The organism is Absiella sp. AM09-50 (assembly GCF_003433845.1).
Lineage (GTDB): Bacteria > Bacillota_I > Bacilli_A > Erysipelotrichales > Erysipelotrichaceae > Hoskinsella > Hoskinsella hominis.
In genome coordinates, this window is record NZ_QVFI01000011.1 from 54,563 (window position 1) to 75,853 (window position 21,291).

The 21,291-nt window shown below is 33.2% G+C and carries 14 protein-coding genes; 11 read left to right on the top strand and 3 right to left on the bottom strand.

What is annotated here, in order from left to right; translation table 11 throughout:
* The first annotated feature begins 179 nt into the window (after positions 1-179).
* From DW114_RS10900 to phnX, 5 genes are read left to right on the top strand one after another with little or no spacing between them, the layout of a single operon-like run.
* Entirely contained in the window at positions 180-935 is a 756-nt protein-coding gene (locus DW114_RS10900; RefSeq protein ID WP_117453786.1) for an ABC transporter ATP-binding protein, read from the top strand.
* Positions 925-2,583 carry an ABC transporter permease subunit gene (locus DW114_RS21680; protein ID WP_233511363.1) on the top strand — a complete coding sequence of 553 codons (1,659 nt, stop codon included), beginning with the start codon at positions 925-927 and terminating at the stop codon, positions 2,581-2,583. The genes DW114_RS10900 and DW114_RS21680 overlap by 11 nt, the downstream gene beginning before the upstream one ends.
* Positions 2,576-3,523, top strand: a complete 948-nt coding sequence (locus DW114_RS21685; RefSeq protein ID WP_233511364.1) for an ABC transporter substrate-binding protein — start codon at positions 2,576-2,578, stop codon at positions 3,521-3,523. Before DW114_RS21680 ends, DW114_RS21685 begins: the two co-directional genes overlap by 8 nt.
* Before the next feature lie 14 nt (positions 3,524-3,537).
* Positions 3,538-4,632: a 2-aminoethylphosphonate--pyruvate transaminase gene (gene phnW / locus DW114_RS10910; RefSeq protein ID WP_117453842.1), complete on the top strand. Its 1,095-nt coding sequence runs from the start codon at positions 3,538-3,540 to the stop codon at positions 4,630-4,632.
* Positions 4,633-4,639: 7 nt separating this feature from the next.
* Entirely contained in the window at positions 4,640-5,422 is a 783-nt protein-coding gene (phnX, locus tag DW114_RS10915) for a phosphonoacetaldehyde hydrolase (protein WP_117453787.1), read from the top strand.
* A gap of 47 nt (positions 5,423-5,469) precedes the next feature.
* Here phnX and DW114_RS10920 read toward each other — a convergent pair whose 3' ends face one another.
* The gene (locus DW114_RS10920) at positions 5,470-6,687 is read right to left on the bottom strand and encodes an iron-containing alcohol dehydrogenase (protein ID WP_117453788.1); all 1,218 of its coding nucleotides are present in this window, start codon (positions 6,685-6,687) and stop codon (positions 5,470-5,472) included.
* A gap of 276 nt (positions 6,688-6,963) precedes the next feature.
* On the opposite strand from DW114_RS10920, the gene DW114_RS10925 reads away from it, so the two are divergent.
* The 5 genes from DW114_RS10925 to DW114_RS10945 all read left to right on the top strand — a co-directional run bounded on the left by DW114_RS10925 (position 6,964) and on the right by DW114_RS10945 (position 17,690).
* On the top strand, positions 6,964-7,917 hold the full coding sequence (locus tag DW114_RS10925) for a sugar ABC transporter substrate-binding protein (protein WP_117453789.1): 954 nt from the start codon (positions 6,964-6,966) through the stop codon (positions 7,915-7,917).
* Complete coding sequence (locus DW114_RS10930; protein ID WP_117453790.1) at positions 7,904-9,367, top strand: sensor histidine kinase; 1,464 nt, start codon at positions 7,904-7,906, stop codon at positions 9,365-9,367. The genes DW114_RS10925 and DW114_RS10930 overlap by 14 nt, the downstream gene beginning before the upstream one ends.
* Before the next feature lie 18 nt (positions 9,368-9,385).
* On the top strand, positions 9,386-10,861 hold the full coding sequence (locus tag DW114_RS10935; protein WP_117453791.1) for a helix-turn-helix domain-containing protein: 1,476 nt from the start codon (positions 9,386-9,388) through the stop codon (positions 10,859-10,861).
* A 130-nt stretch (positions 10,862-10,991) separates the two neighbouring features.
* Positions 10,992-16,355 carry an alpha-N-acetylglucosaminidase TIM-barrel domain-containing protein gene (locus DW114_RS10940; protein WP_158552235.1) on the top strand — a complete coding sequence of 1,788 codons (5,364 nt, stop codon included), beginning with the start codon at positions 10,992-10,994 and terminating at the stop codon, positions 16,353-16,355.
* Between the two features lie 150 nt (positions 16,356-16,505).
* Positions 16,506-17,690 (top strand): DUF4272 domain-containing protein, encoded by a 1,185-nt coding sequence (locus DW114_RS10945; RefSeq protein ID WP_158552236.1) that lies wholly within the window; start codon positions 16,506-16,508, stop codon positions 17,688-17,690.
* 390 nt (positions 17,691-18,080) lie between these two features.
* Here the strand turns inward: DW114_RS10945 and DW114_RS10950 are convergent, their stop codons facing one another.
* Together DW114_RS10950 and DW114_RS10955 are read right to left on the bottom strand one after the other, a co-directional pair.
* Positions 18,081-18,758, bottom strand: coding sequence for a LytTR family DNA-binding domain-containing protein (locus tag DW114_RS10950; RefSeq protein WP_117453794.1), 678 nt, complete (start codon positions 18,756-18,758; stop codon positions 18,081-18,083).
* The gene (locus DW114_RS10955; RefSeq protein ID WP_117453795.1) at positions 18,755-19,375 is read right to left on the bottom strand and encodes a hypothetical protein; all 621 of its coding nucleotides are present in this window, start codon (positions 19,373-19,375) and stop codon (positions 18,755-18,757) included. Before DW114_RS10955 ends, DW114_RS10950 begins: the two co-directional genes overlap by 4 nt.
* 237 nt (positions 19,376-19,612) lie before the next feature.
* Here DW114_RS10955 and DW114_RS10960 point away from each other — a divergent pair, with 237 nt between their 5' ends.
* Positions 19,613-21,283, top strand: a complete 1,671-nt coding sequence (locus DW114_RS10960) for a hypothetical protein (RefSeq protein ID WP_117453796.1) — start codon at positions 19,613-19,615, stop codon at positions 21,281-21,283.
* Positions 21,284-21,291: the final 8 nt, after the last annotated feature.

Here is a 21,291-nt window from a genome sequence, read left to right on the forward strand (position 1 = left end):
TAAAATTCATAATTCTGTTTTTTCAATATAAGATAGTCTTTTATAATGAACAATACAGAAATATTTATGAATGTAAATGATCTGTTAAAGATTGTTAACGATTGTTTAAAAGCGTTGTCATTGAAAACCAATGTTTCTATAATGTGGTTGTTTTCAAGGAATGAAAAGGAGAGATGAGAATGCTTCATATAGAAAATCTGAAGAAAGTTTATGGAAAAAACGTTATCTTAAATGGTATTTCCCTTGATATACAAGATGGAGAAATTGTATCTGTACTTGGACCAAGTGGAAGTGGGAAAACGACCTTATTAAATTGTATTTTAGGTATTACGAAAATTGATGGAGGACATTTGATATATAACAATGAAGATATTACAAATGTAGCAATGGAACAACGAGGCTTTAATATCGTATTTCAGGACTATGCATTGTTTCCCAATTTGAATGCCTATCAGAATATCATTTATGGCTTGAAAAACAAGCCTGAATTATCAAATGAAGAGGAAGTGCAGGAATTAATCGAATTATTAGGTCTAAAAGAACATTTGAACAAATCAATTGATCAATTATCGGGTGGACAGAAACAAAGAGTGGCACTTGCCAGAACACTGGTTATGAAACCGAAAATCTTATTATTAGATGAACCATTAAGCGCTTTAGATGGAGTAATCAAAGAGTCGATTAAAAACAAAATAAAAACGATTGCCAGGGAATTTCATTTAACGACGATTATTGTAACACATGATCCTGAAGAGGCTTTAACGTTAAGTGATCGTGTATTGATTATGAAAGATGGAAATATCTCACAATATGCGAAGCCACAAGAAATTTTACATCAACCAGCATGTGTATTTGTGAAAGATTTTATTTTGAATCAATTGGAAATCAAGCGTAATAATATTTACGCATTATATCAAAATGCCTATGCTTCATAAACAAAAAGAATTGAAAGCCATATACATTGCATTGATGTTATTGTTTGTAGTGTTTCTGTTTACACCAGTTGCATTGCTGTTTGCACAATCATTTCAAAATGAGCAGGGAATCACATTTTCTCATTATACTGGCTTACTACAAGATAAAATTTTTTGGAAAGCATTTTTCAATAGTGTTATGGTTTCTGGATGTGCTGCTTTATCTACAACGATTCTTGCGTTTTTATTAGGATATACGATTCATTTCACGAATTTGAAATCGGTATGGAAAAAGCAAATACGTCATATCGCAACCATGCCTATGTTACTTCCAACCATCACCTATGGCTTTGCGATTATTTATACATTTGGAAAACAAGGCTTATTCACAAAGTTATTTGGCATACAGTTATTTGATATTTATGGGTTCTGTGGCTTATTGATTGGATATATCATTTATACATTACCAATTGGATTTTTATTGATGGATAATACAATGAAATTTATTGATAAAAAGTTTGATATTGTATCCAGAATTATGCAGGATACTAAATCAAAACGCTTATGGATGACCATCATAATGCCTATGATTCCTACCTTAGCTGCATCGTTTATCCAGTCATTTTTTCTAAGCTTTACCGACTTTGGTATACCAGCCTCTGTTGGTGGAGAATATGATGTTGTCGCAACCTTGTTGTTTCAAAAAATGTTGGGATCTGTACCAGATTTTCACCAGGGTGCTTTGATTGCTGTTATGATGTTGCTGCCTAGTATATTCAGTATTTTTATACTTCATTATCTTGAAAGATTTCAAATTAAATACAATAAATCAACAGTGATTGAATTACCAAAAAACAAATGCAGAGATTATCTTTGTTTTACGATATCTGTTTGTATTTCTATGTTTATACTCAGTATTTTTGCGGTAATCTTCTTACTTCCGTTCATGAATGCATGGCCATATGCGTGTTCTTTTACAATCTCGCATGTAATTGATACTTTATCTAACCAAAACCTGATTGGAATTTATCGTAATTCATTATTTGTATCGTTACTTACCGCATTGTTTGGAACCATGATTGCATATAGTGCAGCTTTAACAAACATGCGCAGTCAACTGCCTAGTTGTATGAAGAAAAGCATGGATGTAATCCACAGTATTTCCAATACGATACCAGGAATGGTATTAGGGATTGCATATTTATTGGCATGGAAGAAAACACCATTACAAAACACTTTTATATTAATTGTGATATGTAATATCATCCACTATTTTTCTACGCCTTATGTGATGGCGAAAAGTGCATTGGGAAAAATGAATGCAGGGTATGAAACAACTGGAATGTTAATGGGGGACAGCTGGTTTCAGACAATCCGCAGAGTGGTTGTGCCAAATTCTAAATCAACACTGTTAGAAATGTTTCGCTTTTATTTTGTGAATGCGATGGTTACCATCAGTGCATTGATCTTTATTGTCGGCGCAAATACAGCTGTTTTAACAACCAAAATCAAAGAGCTTCAGCACTTTGCGAAATTCGATGAAATCTTTGTTTTATCGTTACTGATACTATTTACCAATTTTATTGTCACAAAAGTAATTTCATTATTATCGCAACCTTGTGAGAAGATGTATATGAAAATAAAAAAAAGGTGTGATTCTAATGATTAGTGGATGTATTCTGCTATTTACATTTGCCTATGCTGGATCGAAGGATGCGATTGTTATTTATTCTAATGGTGATGAAGAAGCATTGATGGCAATGAAGCATGCATTAGATGCCCATGGTTATGAAAATCAATATATTTTGCAATCTATATCTACAAGTGAACTTGGCGGTAAAATGATGGCAGAAGGTTTAGATATAGAGGCAGATATCATTACCATGAGTTCTTATTATATAGATAGTGTGCAACAACAAAATCACATGTTTGTGGATATAACATTTCCTATACAAAGCATACATGCAACCCCATCATATGCGTTGCCACTCACTGCATTAGAAGGAGCTATCATCATCAATACAAAAGTAATCAGAGATCAGCATCTTCCAATACCTGCCTCCATCAAAGATTTAACAAAGGATATTTATAAAGGATACATATCGATACCAGATATAAATGCCAGTTCAACAGGATGGCTGCTTGTGCAATCTATTATTGAAGCATATGGAGAAACGCAAGGAAAACAGATATTACAGAAATTGTTAGATAATGTAGGACCGCATTTAGAATCCAGTGGGTCAGGGCCTGTGAAAAAGCTTCGTTCTGGAGAAGTTGCGATTGCATATGGATTAAGACATCAAGCACTGAAGGATAAAGAAAATAATCTACCAATAGAAGTGATTGATCCAATAGAAGGAAATATGCAGTTAAGTGAATCGATTGCTGTATTAGATAAAGAACATCAGGAGCTGGCAATGGAAATGGCAAATTGTATACAAACATATGCGAGAAAGGAATTGATACAGATTTATCCAAATGCATTATATAAAGGAGAAACCGCAAACTTGAATTACGCAAGCCGTTATCCTAAACAATATCATGAGGCGTTATGTGTAGAGCTTTTAAAAGAACACCAGAAATTTTTCAAAGAATGTCAAAATAAATAAAGGAGAGAAGTATGATGAATACATATAAATTATTAACCCCAGGACCATTAACAACCACTGCCACAGTAAAAGAAGCGATGATGATTGATCATTGTACATGGGATGATGATTATAAACGGATTACACAGGATATACGAAAGGATCTATTAGGTTTTGCCCATGTGTCAGAAACTGAATATACGACGATTCTTATGCAGGGATCAGGGAGTTTTGGTGTAGAAAGTGTGATTAGTACCGTCATACCAAAAGATGGATGTCTGTTGTTGTTAAGCAATGGTGCTTATGGAGAACGTATCTATAAAATGTGCTGTTATCATCATATTGATTGTATGCATATGCGTTTTGCTTATGATGAAATTCCTGATCCAATAAAAGTAGAAGAAGTATTAAAGATAAATCCACAGATTACACATATTGCGATGATTCATAGTGAAACAACCAGTGGTATATTAAATGATATCGCTTCTATTGGAAAACTTTCTCATCAATATAAAAAAATTATGATCGTAGATGCAATGTCAAGTTTTGGTGCTATTGATATCAAAATGAAAGAATGGTATATTGATTTCCTAATCAGCTCTGCGAATAAATGTATTCAAGGAGTACCAGGTTTTTCCTTTATTATCGCAAATCGCGATAAACTAAAGTACTGTAAAGATCAGGCAAGAACCTTATCTTTGGATTTATATGATCAATGGGTCACAATGGAAAAAGATGGGAAATGGCGCTATACTTCACCTACCCATGTGGTTTTGGCGTTTTCCAAAGCGATACAGGAGTTAAAAGAGGAAGGTGGCGTATATGCACGTCATCAACGCTATCAACATAATATGAATTTACTTATTCAAAACTTTGAACAGTTGGGGTTTACTTTATATGTGGATAAAGCAAATCAGGGACCAATTATCGCAACATTCCTGTATCCCGAAGGAAAAAACTTTGATTTTCATGAAATGTATCAGTACATTAAAGCACGTGGATATGCAATATACCCAGGGAAACTAACAGATAAAGAAACTTTTCGAATTGGTGTGATTGGTGAAATATATGAAGAAGATATACAAAAACTATCAAGGATTATGAAAGAATATATGGAAAGGAAAGGATAGAGATATTATGAAAATTTCAGCAGTTATATTTGATTGGGCAGGAACAACTGTCGATTATGGATGTTTTGCGCCAGTACAGGCATTTATGGAAATCTTTCAATCATATGGCATTCATGTCACTATGGAAGAAACAAGAAAACCAATGGGATTATTAAAATGGGATCATATCAAAACAATGTTAGAAATGCCTGAAATCAAAAGTCAATGGATCAAACGATATGGAAAAGAGCCAACAGATAAGGATGTTGATATCATGCATACCCAGTTTACATCAAGCCTTTTAAAAATATTAGATCAATTTGTGGATATCAAACCATATGTTTTAGAAACAATACGGGAGTTAAGGAATATGGGGATCCGTATTGGCTCTACGACAGGATATACAGATGAAATGATGCAAATTGTTGTATCAAAGGCAAAAGAAAATGGATATAGCCCAGATTTCTGGATTACACCGAATCAGGTAAATAATTATGGCCGTCCATATCCCTATATGATATTTGAGAATATGAAGGCCTTACATATATCATCTGTATCTGAGGTGATAAAAGTTGGTGATACAATTTCTGATATCAAAGAAGGAACAGCTGCAGGTGTTATTAGTGTTGGTATTCTGGAAGGAAGTTCTTTAATGGGATTAACAAAGCAAGAATATGAACAGCTTTCTGAAACAGAAAAAGCAGAAAGAAAAAAGCAATTAACAAAAGAGTATAAAGCTGCAGGCGCATCTTATGTCATTTCACATATGGGAGAATTGCCGGCTTTGATTAAAAAAATTGAAGCATATTAAAAAATGTGACAACTAGCGATTTGCTAATTGTCACAACTTTTTTTATATTAGAAATCTACTTCTGTATCGTAGTAACAGCATTTCAGTAGTTTTACCATTTCTTCCTGAGATGGCTGACGAGGGTTGCTTCCTGTACAAGCATCTAAGATTGCATTTGCGGCAATATCTTCTACTCTTTCAAGGAATACTTCTTCTGGTACAAATCCTGTTTCAGCAGGTAAACCATCAGCACCATAATGAGCGATACAGTGAGGAATATTTAAATCATCATTCATCTTACGTAAGTAAGCAATCAATAATGCAACTTTTTCATCATCATTATTTCCACCTAAGTGCATGTAGTCCGCAATGACACCATAACGTTTTTTCGCAGTTTCATCTTTTGCGTTAAATGCGATAACTTTAGGCAGATACATAGCATTTGCTGCACCATGAATAATGTGTGCACCACAATCCTGGAATACAGCACCAGTTTTGTGAGCCATAGAGTGAACGATACCTAATAAAGCATTAGAGAATGCCTGTCCAGCCAAACATTGTGCATCGTGCATTTTGTGACGGCAGTCCATATCTTTATTGTAAGATTTAACTAATGTTTTCTGAATCAATTCAATCGCGTGAATTGCCAAAGCATCTGTATATTCCATATTTGCTGTAGATACATAAGCTTCAATGGCGTGTGTCATCGCATCCATACCTGTGTGTGCTACTAATTTTACTGGCATTGTTTCTGCCAAAGCAGGGTCTACGATAGCGATATCTGGTGTGATTTCAAAGTCAGCAATTGGGTATTTAATACCTTTTTTATAATCTGTGATAATTGAGAAAGCTGTAACTTCTGTTGCTGTACCACTTGTAGATGAGATAGCACAGAATTTAGCTTTTTTACGTAATTTAGGGATACCAAATACTTTGCACATATCTTCAAATGTTAATTCTGGATATTCATATTTGATCCACATAGCTTTAGCGGCATCAATTGGAGAACCACCACCGATTGCGACAATCCAGTCTGGTTCAAATTCAGCCATCACAGCAGCACCTTTCATAACAGTATCTACGGATGGATCTGGTTCAATACCTTCAAATAATTTTGTTTCCATTCCAGCTTCTTCAAGATAAGCAATAACTTTATCCAAGAAACCAAAACGTTTCATAGAACCACCGCCAACACATACGATAGCTTTCTTTCCTTCTAATGTTTTCAAGGCTTCCAGGGCGTTTTCGCCATGGTACAAATCTCTAGGTAATGTAAATCTTTGCATGTTTAAATGTCCTCCTTATTTTGTTGTAACCTCTTACTATTTAGTATTATACTACAAAAATAGTTCATTGTGATATTTTTCACGAATATTTTTAAAGAAATTTTTTTACATAATTTTTGATATGGTTTGAAAAAAGTAAAGAAAGAATATTCATAAATCAATACATCGTTTTGCTTTATTATTAAGTGTGAAAATTATGTGAAGTCTATAGGGGATTCTATACAAATACCATAAATGCCGTTATAATACCAGCGAAAGATTGTATGAGGGTAACGCATGAAAAATAAATTAATAAGTTTATTATGTATTTTAATGCTGGCAGGTTGTTATGGTAAAACAGAACCAGCAGCAAATGAAAATGATCGCTATTTTTTATTTGCCACACCACTACGTGATCATACGATATGGTTACAAGCGAAAGCAGGATTGGACAGCGCCTGTGATTTTTATCATGTCCATTGTGATTGGATTGGTCCCAATGTCATAGATACCGAAAAAATGAATGAAGTAATTGAAACAGGTATTCTACAACAGGCAGATGGCATCATTACACAAGGAGTTATTGATTCATCTTTGATACAAGAGGCGAAAGAAGATGGGATACCACTTATTTTGGTAGATAGTGATCAGCCGGATAGTGAACGATTTGCATATATGGGAAAAGATTTTAAACAACAGGCAGAACTGATGTTAAAGGATGTTGAAAAACATCTTGGAACCAAAGAGAAATTAAAGATTGCAATACAGGTCGCAGAATCTGATTTTTCTATCGCAAAACAACAGATTGAACAAATAAAATCCGTATTCCAACAACATCCTGGTGGTTATGAATTAGTGGATATCAGTGATTCTAAATCAGATATCGTTCGTGCAAAAAGAGAATGGAAAAATGTTTTAAGTCAATATCCCGATATCAATGTTGCGATAAATTTCGCAGCTGAATCCGCAGAACCATGTGCAGAAACAGCTAAAGAAATGAATATCCGTAAACATATTTTAATTTATGCCGTTGATGATATGCCGGCAACGATTTCTATGATCAAAAACGGAGATATCGATGGCAGTATTGTGACTTCTTTTTATGATTATGGATATCAGAGTATCAAATTGATGATGGAATATCTGGATCATGGAAAAAAGCCGGAAAGTACTACTGTTTATCCTACGCTTATGATGGTAACGAAGGAAAACGTGGATACATATAAAGGTGATTTAAATGAAAAAAAGTAAAAGTTTTAGAAAACGGATGCATTCCGCCAACTTTATATTGATTATCTGTATCTTAGTTTTCTTATTTGTATTCAACTCCATCAATTCCAATGTTTTACGAAAATACAATGATCTGCTTCAAGCTTATAATCTAATGTTAGAGTATTATGGAAATATGGAAGAAGCATCCACACATATCAAAGATTACTTATACACAGATAGTGAACATGCAATGCAGAAATATGAAACATCCTATAATCAAGCATCTAATTGTTTAAAAAGATTAGAAAAGAAAACCTACATTCAAGAATCATGGCGATTTTCCTTGTTGGAAAATATGAGTAAAAAATATAATCAACTATGCCATAAGATTGCAAGAGATTTTGATAATGATAAACCTGATTATGAAGAAAATTATAATACGTTACAACAATATTATCGTTTGATTTTCAATACAAGCAGTGATTACTATCAAATGATCACCAAGTCTATGCAAAGTGAAGAGGTGAGGCTGAGTCAGTTAAAAACATTGACAACAGGTTTTAGCTTTTTATTGGTGTTGATTCTATCCATTTGGGTTCTGTATTTCATGTATCATATTATGAATTCCTTAAGCAAGCCTTTGGATTTATTACTTCATAATATCAATAAGGTAAAAGAGGGAAAATATGATTTACGTTTAATTTCTGATAGTGGGCAGGAAATGGAAGAATTATGTTTAGCTTTAAATGATATGGCAGATCAGATTCAAAAGAATTTTGACGCAGAACGTCAGAAAGCCAATCTTGAAAAACGCTTATTGGCACAGGAAAACGAAAGTTTAAGAAAAGATGAATTGCTAATTCAAAGTGAATTACAAATGCTTCAAAATCAAATCAATCCACACTTCTTATTCAATACATTAAATATGATCAATCGATTAGTAGAAATAGGAGAAACACAAACGGCTTCTGATATGATTTTAAAAACCAGTCAGCTACTTCGATATGGGCTGGATATGCAGAATAAAATCAGTGATTTAAGAAAAGAATTAGAGGCAATTCGTGCGTATATTGATATACAAAAACTTCGTTTAGGAGATCGTATTGATTTTATTGTTCATGTGGAACACGAAGATGAAATCAATGATATCAGAATACCCGGCATGATTTTACAGCCACTTGTAGAAAACTCTTTAAAGCATGGATTATCCAATGTGATGCAGGATGGGGAAGTAGAAATTTTTATCACAAAAGAAGATCAGATCATCACGATATCCGTATCTGATAATGGGGAAGGAATGTCACAGGATAAATTAAATGAATTTATCAAAAACAGTTATCAAAAAGATGATGGTAAAAATCATCTTGGTTTATACAATGTTATCAAACGTTTAGAGATGTTTTATAGAGAACATATTGAAATACAAATTGAAAGTGATATTGATTGTGGCTTTTCTTTTACCGCAAGAATTAACACAGCCAATTTATAAAAAAGAAAGGAAAAAGATATGGATTTATTAATTGCAGAAGATGAAAAAATAGAGCGTGACTATCTGAAAATGATGATAGAAAAAGCAGATTTACCAATTGAACATATTTATACAGCAGCCAATGGGCAAGAGGCTATTCAGATTTATAGTGAACATCCTTGCGATATCATATTAATGGATATCAATATGCCAATGAAAAGTGGCTTGGAAGCATTAAAAGAAATTCGTGCAATGAAAGTAAAAGACAGTATCTGTTTTATTCTTACTTCCTATGACTATTTTTCTTATGCGAAAGAAGCTATTCGTTTACACGTAGAGGACTTTATTTTAAAGCCGGCAGATATTCATATCATTATTGAAAACTTATCAAAAGCAGTCGGTATCTTAAAAAGCCACAAGAACCAGCAGATGCAGACTTCTGCCTTAGTGGAAAAAATCAATCATACAAAGCCATTTCTTTTAAATGAGTGTGCACATTTAATTCTAACTGGACAGGATGAAATCATGATCCAGCAGCATTTAAAACTCTTGAATATTCAGTTTTCTTCTGGCTTTTGTATAATTGTGGATAAAAGTGATGATCAGTATTTAAAATTTGTCATACAGGAAATTGAGGATTCTGGTTTATCAGTTTTAAAAACAGAAATGAAAAATGATATTATTTTATTCATTATCGCAAATCATGAAATGTTAGATAAAAATGTTGATGATCTTCTTCAAATATTTAATCGTCACCATATTAGCAAATATGGAATCGGCAGTATTCAAAATGATCTGGAGCAGTTATATGTGTCTTATACCCATGCGATTATCAATCGTTCAATTGATAAAGAGAAACAAGTATATAGTGAAAATAAAAAAGAACACGAAATCAATTTCTTTATCAGTGAGTGGTTAGATTATCTTGAAAATGATGAAGAAAAGATATTGAAGGAGGAGCTAAAAAACTTTGCGGTTGCATGTATCCAGAAGGAAAAATTGAATATAGGAGGTGGACAACAATTCTTAAACGATGCATTGCATGTGCTATCAGATAAACTTCATTTTCAATATGGCATTACTCCAGATGATGTCAAAGTTACAATTGATTTCCACCATCCTCATCAAACAATTGAAATGGAAGTTGTCTACCGTTTTTATAATATTTTACGTTCAGCAAAATTGATGAAATATCAGAAGCTGGATCATATTTCAAAAAAAGCAATTGATTATATCAAAGCAAATTATATGAAACAAATCAGCTTGAATGAGGTGGCAGAAGAATTAGATGTATCACCTTCCTATTTAAGTCGAATGTTAAGCAATAATAATGGAAAAAGTTTTGTGGAAATATTAAATGATATTCGTATCAAAGAAGCGAAAAAGTTGATACGTCAGGGTATTATTTTAAAAGAAGTCGCATTTCATGTGGGCTTTCGCTCTCAAAGTTATTTTGCGAAAGCATTTAAAAAAGCAGTTGGCATATCACCAAAGGAGTATCGTAACCTCTTTTAAAAGCGACTGCTTTTTTTTGCAAAATTTTGACAAAAATAACAAAAATGTACAATTTCTTTTCGTATACAATTATCATGTTGAAAGAGTAGGGCTTTCAAAATGTATAGTTGAATACATGAAAGGAGCAAGTATGAAAAAAGTATTAGAAAAAAGTTCTAAACTAATTCTAACTGGTTGTGTTGCATTCAGTATGTTTGCGGGGCAACTCGAATTTTTGAGCGCAAAAGAAGTTGAGGTGAATGTCGCAAAAGATGCAGAAGTCATCACAGATGGTGAAGATACTGTTTATGGTGGTCTAGCAAAAAATATCAATGATGGGGATGATACAACAGCATGGGCACTGGGAAGAAGTGAATTTCCAACAGATGTAACATTAAAATTAGAAAAACCTACATCCGTAAATAAAGTTGTAGTAAAACTAGGATCAGCTGATTGGGCAGATAAAGCAGCAGTTGATGTAGAAATTTTATATGCAATCAATGGGATTACAGATACAGAAAGTGATTGGCGTTCTTTTTCTACCAAAAAAGAAGCACAACCTTTAGGCAGTACAGTTGAGTTTGATGCAACTGAAGTTAAAAGTATCTCACATGTTTTAGTTAGATTATCTAAGGTACAAAGAACAGATGGATCAACAGAGGGAATTACTTTATGGCCATCTATTCGTGAAATTGAAGCATATGAAACTCAAGAAGAAAAAATATCAAGCTATAACAATATCGCTTCACAGGCAACAATATCTACAGATGGAGTGGATCCACAAAATCCAGAAAATTTAACTGATAATGATCCATCTACTTTATATAAGTTTCATAATGATCAGCAAAGTGATGAACGCAATATTGATTTAAGCTTTGATGATACACGTACAATCGATGCATTTGATATCTATTTTGAACATGTTGATGAAGAACCATTTGACTATAAATTTGAATATAGTATTTTAGGTAGAAATGGTAAAGATGGCAAATATCAAACATTAGTTGATCATCAAACAGCAAATCGTACAGATAATTTCTATCAGGCATATCCTATTGAAGCAGCACAATATAGTGATATCCGTATTGTAATGCATAAAACAACAAATGCAATTGATGGTGTTGCTGGTAATGGCTGGCCAGCTATTGCAGAATTTGGTATATATGGTAGTGAGAAAGAAGTTGTAGATACAGAAAGTATCGCTTATAAAAAACCAGTACATACCAATTCAAATCGTTCAAAAGCAAGCAGTATTGTTGATGGTAACACAAAAACTGTATGGAATGGTACTTCTTATCCAGGTTATGCGGATATTGATTTAGAAGCAAATTATAATTTAAGTGGTATCGAGGTATATACACCTGAAAAAGGATATTCACAATATGAAATCTTCACAAGTTTAAATGGTCGTGATTTCACAAAATTAGCTGAAAAATCAAGTACTGAAGCTTGTGGTGAAAATGGTGAGAAATATGATGCTACAGGTACTGAAGCACGTTATGTTCGTATTTATGTAACATATAATTCTGCTAGTGCTGCTTCATCTATAAATGAAGTTCGTGTATTTGGTGAAAAGAGTAATACTGCCCTTCAGGAAACTCCAGCAGTCAATGTAGCAAGTTATGCAGATACAAATTATGCTGCGCAATTAGCAAATATCACGAATCAAGATACATATGATGAAGTTTATGGAATTATCGAACGTCGTTTAGGCACTGAATATAAAGACTGGTTTACATTAGAAATCGCTGAAAATCCTAAAGGACATGATTATGATTATTATGAATTATCTAACGTAAACGGTAAAATCCATATCAAAGGTAATAATGGTGTATCTTTGGCAATGGGATTAAATGAATACTTAAAATATGACTGTTATGTAAATATTTCTCAGGTTGGAGATCAGGTAGTTATGCCTGAATCAATCGTTGCAGTTGATGGAACAGTATTTAAAGAAACAAAAGCGAAAGTACGTTATGCATATAACTACTGTACATTATCATATTCTATGCCTTTCTATGGTGTCGATGAATGGCGTGCTGAAATGGATTGGTTAGCATTAAACGGTGTTAACGTTGTATTGGATGCGACTGGTCAGGAAGAAGTATGGAGAAGATTCCTTGGTAAAGTTGGTTATGAGCATCAGGATATCAAAGACTTTATCGCTGGGCCTGCTTATTACGCATGGGCTTATATGGGGAACTTATCTGGATTTGGTGGACCAGTTCATGATTCTTGGTTTGAACAGAGAACAGAACTAGCAAGACAAAATCAATTATCTATGAGAAAACTTGGTATGCAGCCAGTTTTACAAGGATATAGTGGTATGGTACCAAATGATTTAGCAGAACATGATGCTGATGCTGCAAATGATGTTATCAAACAGGGAACATGGTGTAGTTTCCAACGTCCGGATATGTTGAAAACGGATTCTGAAACATATGCAAAATATGCAAAACTATTCTATGAGTCACAAAAAGAAGTTTATGGCGATATTACTCAGTATTATGCAACAGATCCATTCCATGAAGGTGGAATTACAGGTGGTATGTCAACACAAACTGTTGCAAGCAAAGTATTAGATTCTATGCTTGATTTTGATAATGATGCTGTATGGATCATTCAATCATGGCAGGGAAATCCTTCTTCTGGATTATTAGATGGTATTGATGGAAGAGAAGAACATGCATTAATTCTTGATTTATATGCAGATAAAACACCACATTATGCTGATAATGGTGGAGGATCTTATGGTAATGATCCAGAATTTGATGGAAAACCATGGGTATTCTGTATGTTAAATAACTTTGGTGGTCGTTTAGGGTTACATGGTCATTTAGATAACTTGGCTAATAATATTCCTAAGGTATTCAATACTCAAAAATATGTACAGGGTATTGGTATTACACCAGAAGCAAGTGTAAATAATCCATTATTATATGATTTCTTATTTGAAACTGTATGGACAGACGATGCTACAAAAGATTTAAAAGTTATCGATTTAGATACTTGGTTAAATGATTATGCAACACGTCGTTATGGTGCAGAAAGTAAATCAGCACAAGAAGCATTGAAGATTTTAAAAGATACAGTATACAAAGCAAGCCTGAATCAAAAAGGACAGGGTGCACCTGAATCTGTTGCAAATTCACGTCCTGCATTCAATATTAGTGCTGCCTCTACATGGGGAAATGCTGAGATTGATTATAACAAGGAGGACCTTGAAAAAGCAGCACAACTATTAATGGAAGATTATGATAAATTAAAAGACAGTGAAGGATATCGTTATGATTTAGCAACTGTACTAGAACAGGTATTGAGTAATAGTGCACAAGAATCTTTGAAAACAATGAAAGCAGCTTACGATAGTGGAAGTTTAGAAAAATTCACTGAAGCTAGTAATACATTCCTTTCTATCATTGATCACATGGATAAAGTCACAAGCACCAGTAAATATTACTTACTAGGAACTTGGGTAAATCAGGCGAAAAGACTTGCAGATGGTACGGATGATTTCACAAAAGAATTATATGAATTAAATGCGAAGTCTTTAATCACTACTTGGGGATCTATTAATCAGTCAGAAAGTGGTGGATTACATGATTATTCTAACCGTCAATGGTCAGGATTAATTAATGATTTCTATAAAGCACGTTGGCAGATTTGGATTGATAATCGCTCAACAGAATTAGAAACTGGTGAAAATGTATCTGATCCAAATTGGTTTACATGGGAATGGACATGGGCACGTGGTGATGATGAATATACGTCTACACCAACCAATTTAAATTTAAAAGATTTAGGTGCTAATATTCTTGAAAACTTCTCTGTTAAAAACTTCAAAAGTCCTGCAGAAGATACATCAAAAGATATAGATGTGAAAACGATTTCTGTAGAAGCAGGGGATTATGAAAAAACACGAGGCGAAGAATATGGTGAAGGCAGCCCGGATAAAGTATTAGATGGAAATACTGGTACAAAATGGCACACAACATATGGTGGTTCTGATCGTGCTAAACACTATTTAACATTTACATTAAATGATGAACAGATGGTAAGTGGATTAAGATATTTACCAAGAACTGATGGTGGAAATGGTACGATTACAAAATATGAAGTCTATATTAAAAATTCTGAATCTGATGATTGGACAAAAGTTATTACTGATGGAAAATTAGATGCGAATGATAATGGATGGCAGATTCTTAAGTTTGATGATCAAAAAGAATATATGGCAAAACAAGTGAAATTTGTTGTATTAGATGCTGTGAGTACAGAAGAAGGCAATGATTATGCAGCATTAACCGAAATGCGTATTCTTAAGGGTGGTATAATTGAAGCGGATTTAACAGAATTGAATGCAGCGATTGCAAATGCAGAAAAATTGAATAAAGCTGATTATACAGCTGAAACATGGGCAACTTTGGAAATAGCATTAAAAGAAGCAAAAGCAATCACAAAAGATCAGACACAAAAAGAAGTAGATGCAGCATTATCTAAATTAAATGATGCAGTAAAAGGCTTAAAAGAAGTTGAAAAAGTAGATTTAACAAAATTAAATGCAGCAATAGCAACTGTTGAAAAACTGAATAAAGTAGATTATACAGCCGAAACATGGGCAACTTTGGAAACAGCATTAAAAGAAGCAAAAGCAATCACAAAAGAAAATACACAAAAAGAAGTAGATGCGGCATTATCTAAATTAAATGATGCAGTGAAAGGCTTAAGAGAAGTTGAAAAAGTAGATTTAACAAAATTAAATGCAACAATAGCAACTGCTGAAAAACTGAATAAAGCTGATTATACAGCTGAAACATGGACAACATTGGAAGCAGCATTAAAAGATGCGAAAACAGTACTAGCAGATAAAAATGCAGATCAAAAAACAATTGATAAAGCTGTATTAGCATTGGAAAATGCGATGAATGGATTGTTGAAAGCTGAAGAAGAAAAACCAGTAGAACCAGAAAAGCCAACTGAACCAGATACTCCTGCAACACCAGATAATGATAATGAAGATAAAAATGTTATCACAAATCATACAGAAACTATTAGTGTGATTGGCAAAGTTGAAGCTGGCACACAGCTGATAACTAAGGAATATTCTGAAACAGAGGTTAAAGAGTTAACTGAAATTATCAAGGATAAAGATTTATTGAAGAACTTTACAATTGAAAAAGCGTTTGATATTTCACTTGTAAAAGATGGAACAATCGTGAAACCTGATGGTACGATTTCTGTACGTATTAAAGTAAGTGCTGATATCTTGTCAAAAGATGTAAAAGTGGTATTTATTGACGATAATGGAAATGTTACAGATATGGTTACTCGTAAGGGCAGTGATTATATTGAATTTGATACCAATCATAATTCAACATATGCGATCGTTTCAAATAATGCAGCACATAGTAATGGTGCTGATACAGGTGATACAACAAATGTAGGCATGATTTTCACATTATTAATGCTAAGTGGCGGTATAATGGTAGTTATGCTGAAAAAGAAAAAAGCATAAAACATTTGAAAGAACTCATCAATTTCAGATGTATATGGTAAAAAGACTGTTGAAAATACAGTCTTTTTAAATGGTTTTGATATATTTTTTATAGTATGTTGAATGTGTAATGGAATCAATGATATACTGTTACAAAAGGGAGGAGATCAAATGGCTCAACAAGCTTGTTTAACACTTTATAATGCAATAAAAGACAGTACCAAAATCATTGATGCAATGAAACATCACTTTGAAGCAATCGCTACTACCTACACAGCAACTGCAGATGGTATTCAGATTCAACTATTCGATGAATCTGTTGTTGAAGTTCATATCATGAATGATATGAAGGAAGTAAATCCACAGATTGCTGGAATGCAAAATTATTTTGCACAGGCACCATGCAATAACAAAGAATTAATGGAAAAGGTGATGCTGCAAATATCATTATTCAATTGTATTACGGGAATCACATTTGTAGTTGATGAACAGGAGGATCGCACCAATGCGATTATTGGGCGTATTTATGCAGTCGCAAATGATTGTGCTTGTATCATTTTATATCCAGATATGTCCATGTATACAGCAGATGGTAAATTATTGTTATCTATACAAGGAAATAGTGATTTAAATGCATATAATCCAATTGCTTATCAGGATTTTGTGATGGAAGAACCAGATTTTAAAGAAGAAGATATCCAGCGTTATGAAAATATCAAAGCAGAATTAGAAGCACATGGTTATCCATGTATTTCACATATCATGTCTACACAATTAACAAAAGTATCCTTATATGTTCCAGAAATCAAGGAAATCGCTAAACGTGCGGTTGCTATTTTTGCATGTGCAGTATGTGCAGAGGGAACGTTAATGGAAAATGGCAGTCGTAAAATTGGATTACGTGAATTTAAAGCCATGGATAAACAGTTCCATTGCAAAGACTTTTTGAGCAAAAAAGAACGTGCATTTATTGAGGCAAGAAAAGTAGATGAGTCCACAAGTATTCAGTTTTCATGGCGTTATGAATGCTGTGCTGTTATGCTATGGGCATTAGGTTTTATGGAATTAAATGACTTTGATTCAATTTGTGATGTCGCAGGTATGGCAACAATAATCAGAAGCTTTGATTCTATTGAGGATATGTGTAAAGCCGCAAACAGAAGAAGCGATGATGAATTATTAGATATGCATACCAGAGTATTATATTATGACTGGGCATGCGTAGATGCAAGAATCCATCAAAAAGAAATGGAAGGCATTGATCCAGGTGTTGTACAAGAACATCATTATGCATTCAACTGGTTATGTGGTGCAAATCATACAGATGACTGGGATCAGATACAGCCAAATACCTAAAAAAATAAGCTGATATGCAAAATTGAAATGTTAATGCATACCAGCTTTTTTTATGATAAAGAATGTCAAAATTCAGAAAAAATGTGCAGAAATGACAGAAAAAACTCAGAAAAATGTGCAGAAATGATAGGAAAAATTCAGAAAAATGTGTAAAAATAGGGAAAAAAATACAGAAAAACGTGCAATAATCCATATTGAAACACAGGAATCATGTTTTTTGACTAATATAATAACCTTTATTTTAAGAAAATCGGATACAATTTTATATGTATTAATCACTTAAATATTTCGTATTACATTCATATTATAAAAATCAGTCAGGAAAAAATCTAAAATAAGCTGATTTACAAAAGATCATACCCTCTGTAGATCAGCTTTTTTTCATCTGTATCATTTCATTGCGGCTTTCATAGCTTCATTGATTGTATCACGATATTTTTCACCAATTGGAATATGGATATTCTGTTCCAGAATCAGTTCATTACCTGCTATTTCTTTTACATATGCAAAGTTCACGATATAGGATTTATGCACCTGAATCAGTTTTAAATATTCATGATCAATCACATAATTACGCAAGCTTCCACGAATTTTTAACTGCATTTTCTTTGTATGAAGATAAATATCATGGCGGTAAGATTCCATATATAAGACATGCATAGGATGAATATCAAAGTTTAAAAATCCAGAATGATAATGATACATACTTTGCGCCATCGTGATGACTTTTTTCAAAACAGGATATAACTTTTGAAAATCTTCAGATAGATTGGAATAATCGATATAGCCAAGTGCATGTAGTGCATATCCATCATAAACATACGTATGATCAGGATACATCAATATGATTTCAGTATGTTCATTTTGGTATTTTACATTTTCTAAAAGGGAAATATCCTTTTTATCTTTTAATTCGTAAAACAACAGGCTACATTGTTCTTGCAAAGTTATATCATCTTGAAATGTAGATATTGCATATTTCATTTGCATAGAGTCACAGAACTGTTTGACTTCATTACATACGGCATCCAGAAATTGATCATTTGCTTTTACATAGAACTGTATCATAAGGAATTTCCTCTATTCAGGTAGTCATTCACAGATTCATGATTACGTAATACATCTAACAGTCCTTGTTTATCTTCAATTAGAATACCATGGCTTTGCAAATAATCAATACCATCGACAGCATTTTCTTTGCGAGGATCAATCCAGTTACAGATTGTGAAAGATGTGCCATCATTTACCGCAAATTTTAATAAGACTTTATGGCCTGGTTCACCAAATAATTCTCCAACTTTTTTCTCTTTTACAGCATATACTTTTACGTATGCAATATCTTTTAAAGAAACGATTGCAGAAGGTGTTTGAGGGTGTAAATGTTTTTGCCAGATTGTGGTATCCATTACCTGAACATTTTCTGAATCAATCGTAATATAGTGGTACTTCAAAGATGTGAAAAGGTAAATCAAACCAAAGGTGATAATCAAAAATAATAAATAAATCAAGATATTTTGAAACAGATGAAATGTAAAATACTGTCGAATTACAATATTTGCGAACAGATATAATACAAGAGAACCTACAACAGCAACAAGTGTAATAACAAATACAAAGTGTTTTGGTTCGTTTCCATCATTACCGATAATGACAGACTGCGCATTTTTCATAATTTCTTTTTTCATATGTGACCATCCTTTCTTTGTTCACCGTCATTATAATTTGGCAATGGATGAATTACTATAAGTATGACACGAAACGCCTTTTTTTGACATCACTTTATAAAAATATTAAAACATTATTAGATTTTTGTGAATCATTTCATGCTTTTATAGCATTATCACATAATCTTGAACATTCATGATGTTTACATTATTTCCAATCCCTTATAAAATAAAGTTAGGCTAAGAGAGGGCAAGCTCATGATAAAGAAAATAATAAGCAGTATGATGGTGATATGTATGGTATTTAGCTTATCTGTATCTGATATTCATGCGGAAAAAGAAAGTGAATTCTTAAGATTACAAAACTTTATAAAAGATAATCCTAATGGGGGTACTTTTATTATGGAGGATGATATGTTGATGGGGGAAAACTATATAGATGATAACGATACACTTTATACTAATCATCAAACTTATACGATTGAAACCAACCAACACCAGATTATAATGGAAAATATAGAAATCACCAATCGTTCAGAAGAAGATGGATGGTGGAGTGATGAAATTTATGATATGCCGTCCCTTATTATAGAAGGAGATGCCAGTAAAAAACCACTTGTTCGTATAGAATGTAATGATTGGAATAATTATCAATGGACTGGTGTTCAGATTTATGCTGTTCATGGACCAGCCATAGAAATTGTAAAGAATGAAACCGGTATTTCTGGTGATGAAATGATGCTAACGAAAATATCATCAACAGGAGATGATGTAGCGACCATTTTGATTTCAGATAATGTGGAAGAAGTGAATCTTACAAATATGGTTGTGTCAGCATCAGGTGATCATGCATCAGCAATATCAAGAAATAATTTCTCTTCTGATTTTGAATTGAGCATTTCTTACAGCGTGTTAAAAGCAAATGGAGAACAGGCAGCAGCTTTTAAAAACATTATAGATCACTCTGTAAATGATGGTGGCAATATCAATCATTCAGAAATGAAAATAGAAGATGTGAATGGGAAATGTGATTATGAAAAATGGCAGATAACATCGAATACAGAAATTGAACCAATGAAAGTTGCTTCTGATGTCGCTTTTGAAGATTTGCCACTACCAAAAAGTGTAGACTTAGAGATTTCACGTGGGAATGATCATAGCTGGACAAGCACATATTTATCTTATGATAAGAAAGCATATCTTCAAGGTGTCGCAAGTGGAAACCCATTTTGTTTATATCCAAGCGTTGATGATTTATCATTTTATACACTGGATATGCAAGAAGATGATTTTATGATATTTTGTGAACCAGGAGAAGTACCTGAAATTACAGGCACACCCTCACTTATCACAGATGAAAAATTCGCTATTAAAATACCACGGCCTTATGGCGCAGAAAAAATCCAAATTTATACAAGTAGCGATTATACAAACTGGCAGTATTTATGCGATGAAATTGATGCATTGGATACAGGAAATCATTCTCCCTATATTTCGCTTGTTGTAAATGATGTGCCTGCACAAGCCAATTATTTAAAAGTAGTGATAGTTGGTGGATATTATCATGGGAAAGAAACTTCAGTGGAAATAGGCGATTTAAAGGATCATTCACAATCAGATGAAAATACAGAAATCAACGAGGATAAAGATGATGGAGATCATGGTGGTAATCATGGACAAGGGGGAGGACGTGAAGAAGGCAATTATGAATCACCAAAGGATGATGAAAAAAGTGATGCCAATGATGATATAAAGAAACCAGATAAACCAATAGAAACTACACAGAAACCAAAAACACAAATGGAAATAAAAAAGGAAGAGTATCCTGTTATAAAAGATGCAGGCAAGCAGGATTTCATTACGCTTCAGCTGTTCAGCTTTGTGTGTCTAGGCTTAGGATTTATCATGATGAAACAAAATAAAGCATAAGAAAAAAG

Coding starts and splice junctions, on each gene's coding strand:
- DW114_RS10900 (WP_117453786.1), top strand. CDS start 180: ATGCTTCATATAGAAAATCTGAAGAAAGTTTATGGAAAAAACGTTATC.
- DW114_RS21680 (WP_233511363.1), top strand. CDS start 925: ATGCTTCATAAACAAAAAGAATTGAAAGCCATATACATTGCATTGATG.
- DW114_RS21685 (WP_233511364.1), top strand. CDS start 2,576: ATGATTAGTGGATGTATTCTGCTATTTACATTTGCCTATGCTGGATCG.
- phnW (WP_117453842.1), top strand. CDS start 3,538: ATGAATACATATAAATTATTAACCCCAGGACCATTAACAACCACTGCC.
- phnX (WP_117453787.1), top strand. CDS start 4,640: ATGAAAATTTCAGCAGTTATATTTGATTGGGCAGGAACAACTGTCGAT.
- DW114_RS10920 (WP_117453788.1), bottom strand. CDS start 6,687: ATGCAAAGATTTACATTACCTAGAGATTTGTACCATGGCGAAAACGCC.
- DW114_RS10925 (WP_117453789.1), top strand. CDS start 6,964: ATGAAAAATAAATTAATAAGTTTATTATGTATTTTAATGCTGGCAGGT.
- DW114_RS10930 (WP_117453790.1), top strand. CDS start 7,904: ATGAAAAAAAGTAAAAGTTTTAGAAAACGGATGCATTCCGCCAACTTT.
- DW114_RS10935 (WP_117453791.1), top strand. CDS start 9,386: ATGGATTTATTAATTGCAGAAGATGAAAAAATAGAGCGTGACTATCTG.
- DW114_RS10940 (WP_158552235.1), top strand. CDS start 10,992: ATGAAAAAAGTATTAGAAAAAAGTTCTAAACTAATTCTAACTGGTTGT.
- DW114_RS10945 (WP_158552236.1), top strand. CDS start 16,506: ATGGCTCAACAAGCTTGTTTAACACTTTATAATGCAATAAAAGACAGT.
- DW114_RS10950 (WP_117453794.1), bottom strand. CDS start 18,758: ATGATACAGTTCTATGTAAAAGCAAATGATCAATTTCTGGATGCCGTA.
- DW114_RS10955 (WP_117453795.1), bottom strand. CDS start 19,375: ATGAAAAAAGAAATTATGAAAAATGCGCAGTCTGTCATTATCGGTAAT.
- DW114_RS10960 (WP_117453796.1), top strand. CDS start 19,613: ATGATAAAGAAAATAATAAGCAGTATGATGGTGATATGTATGGTATTT.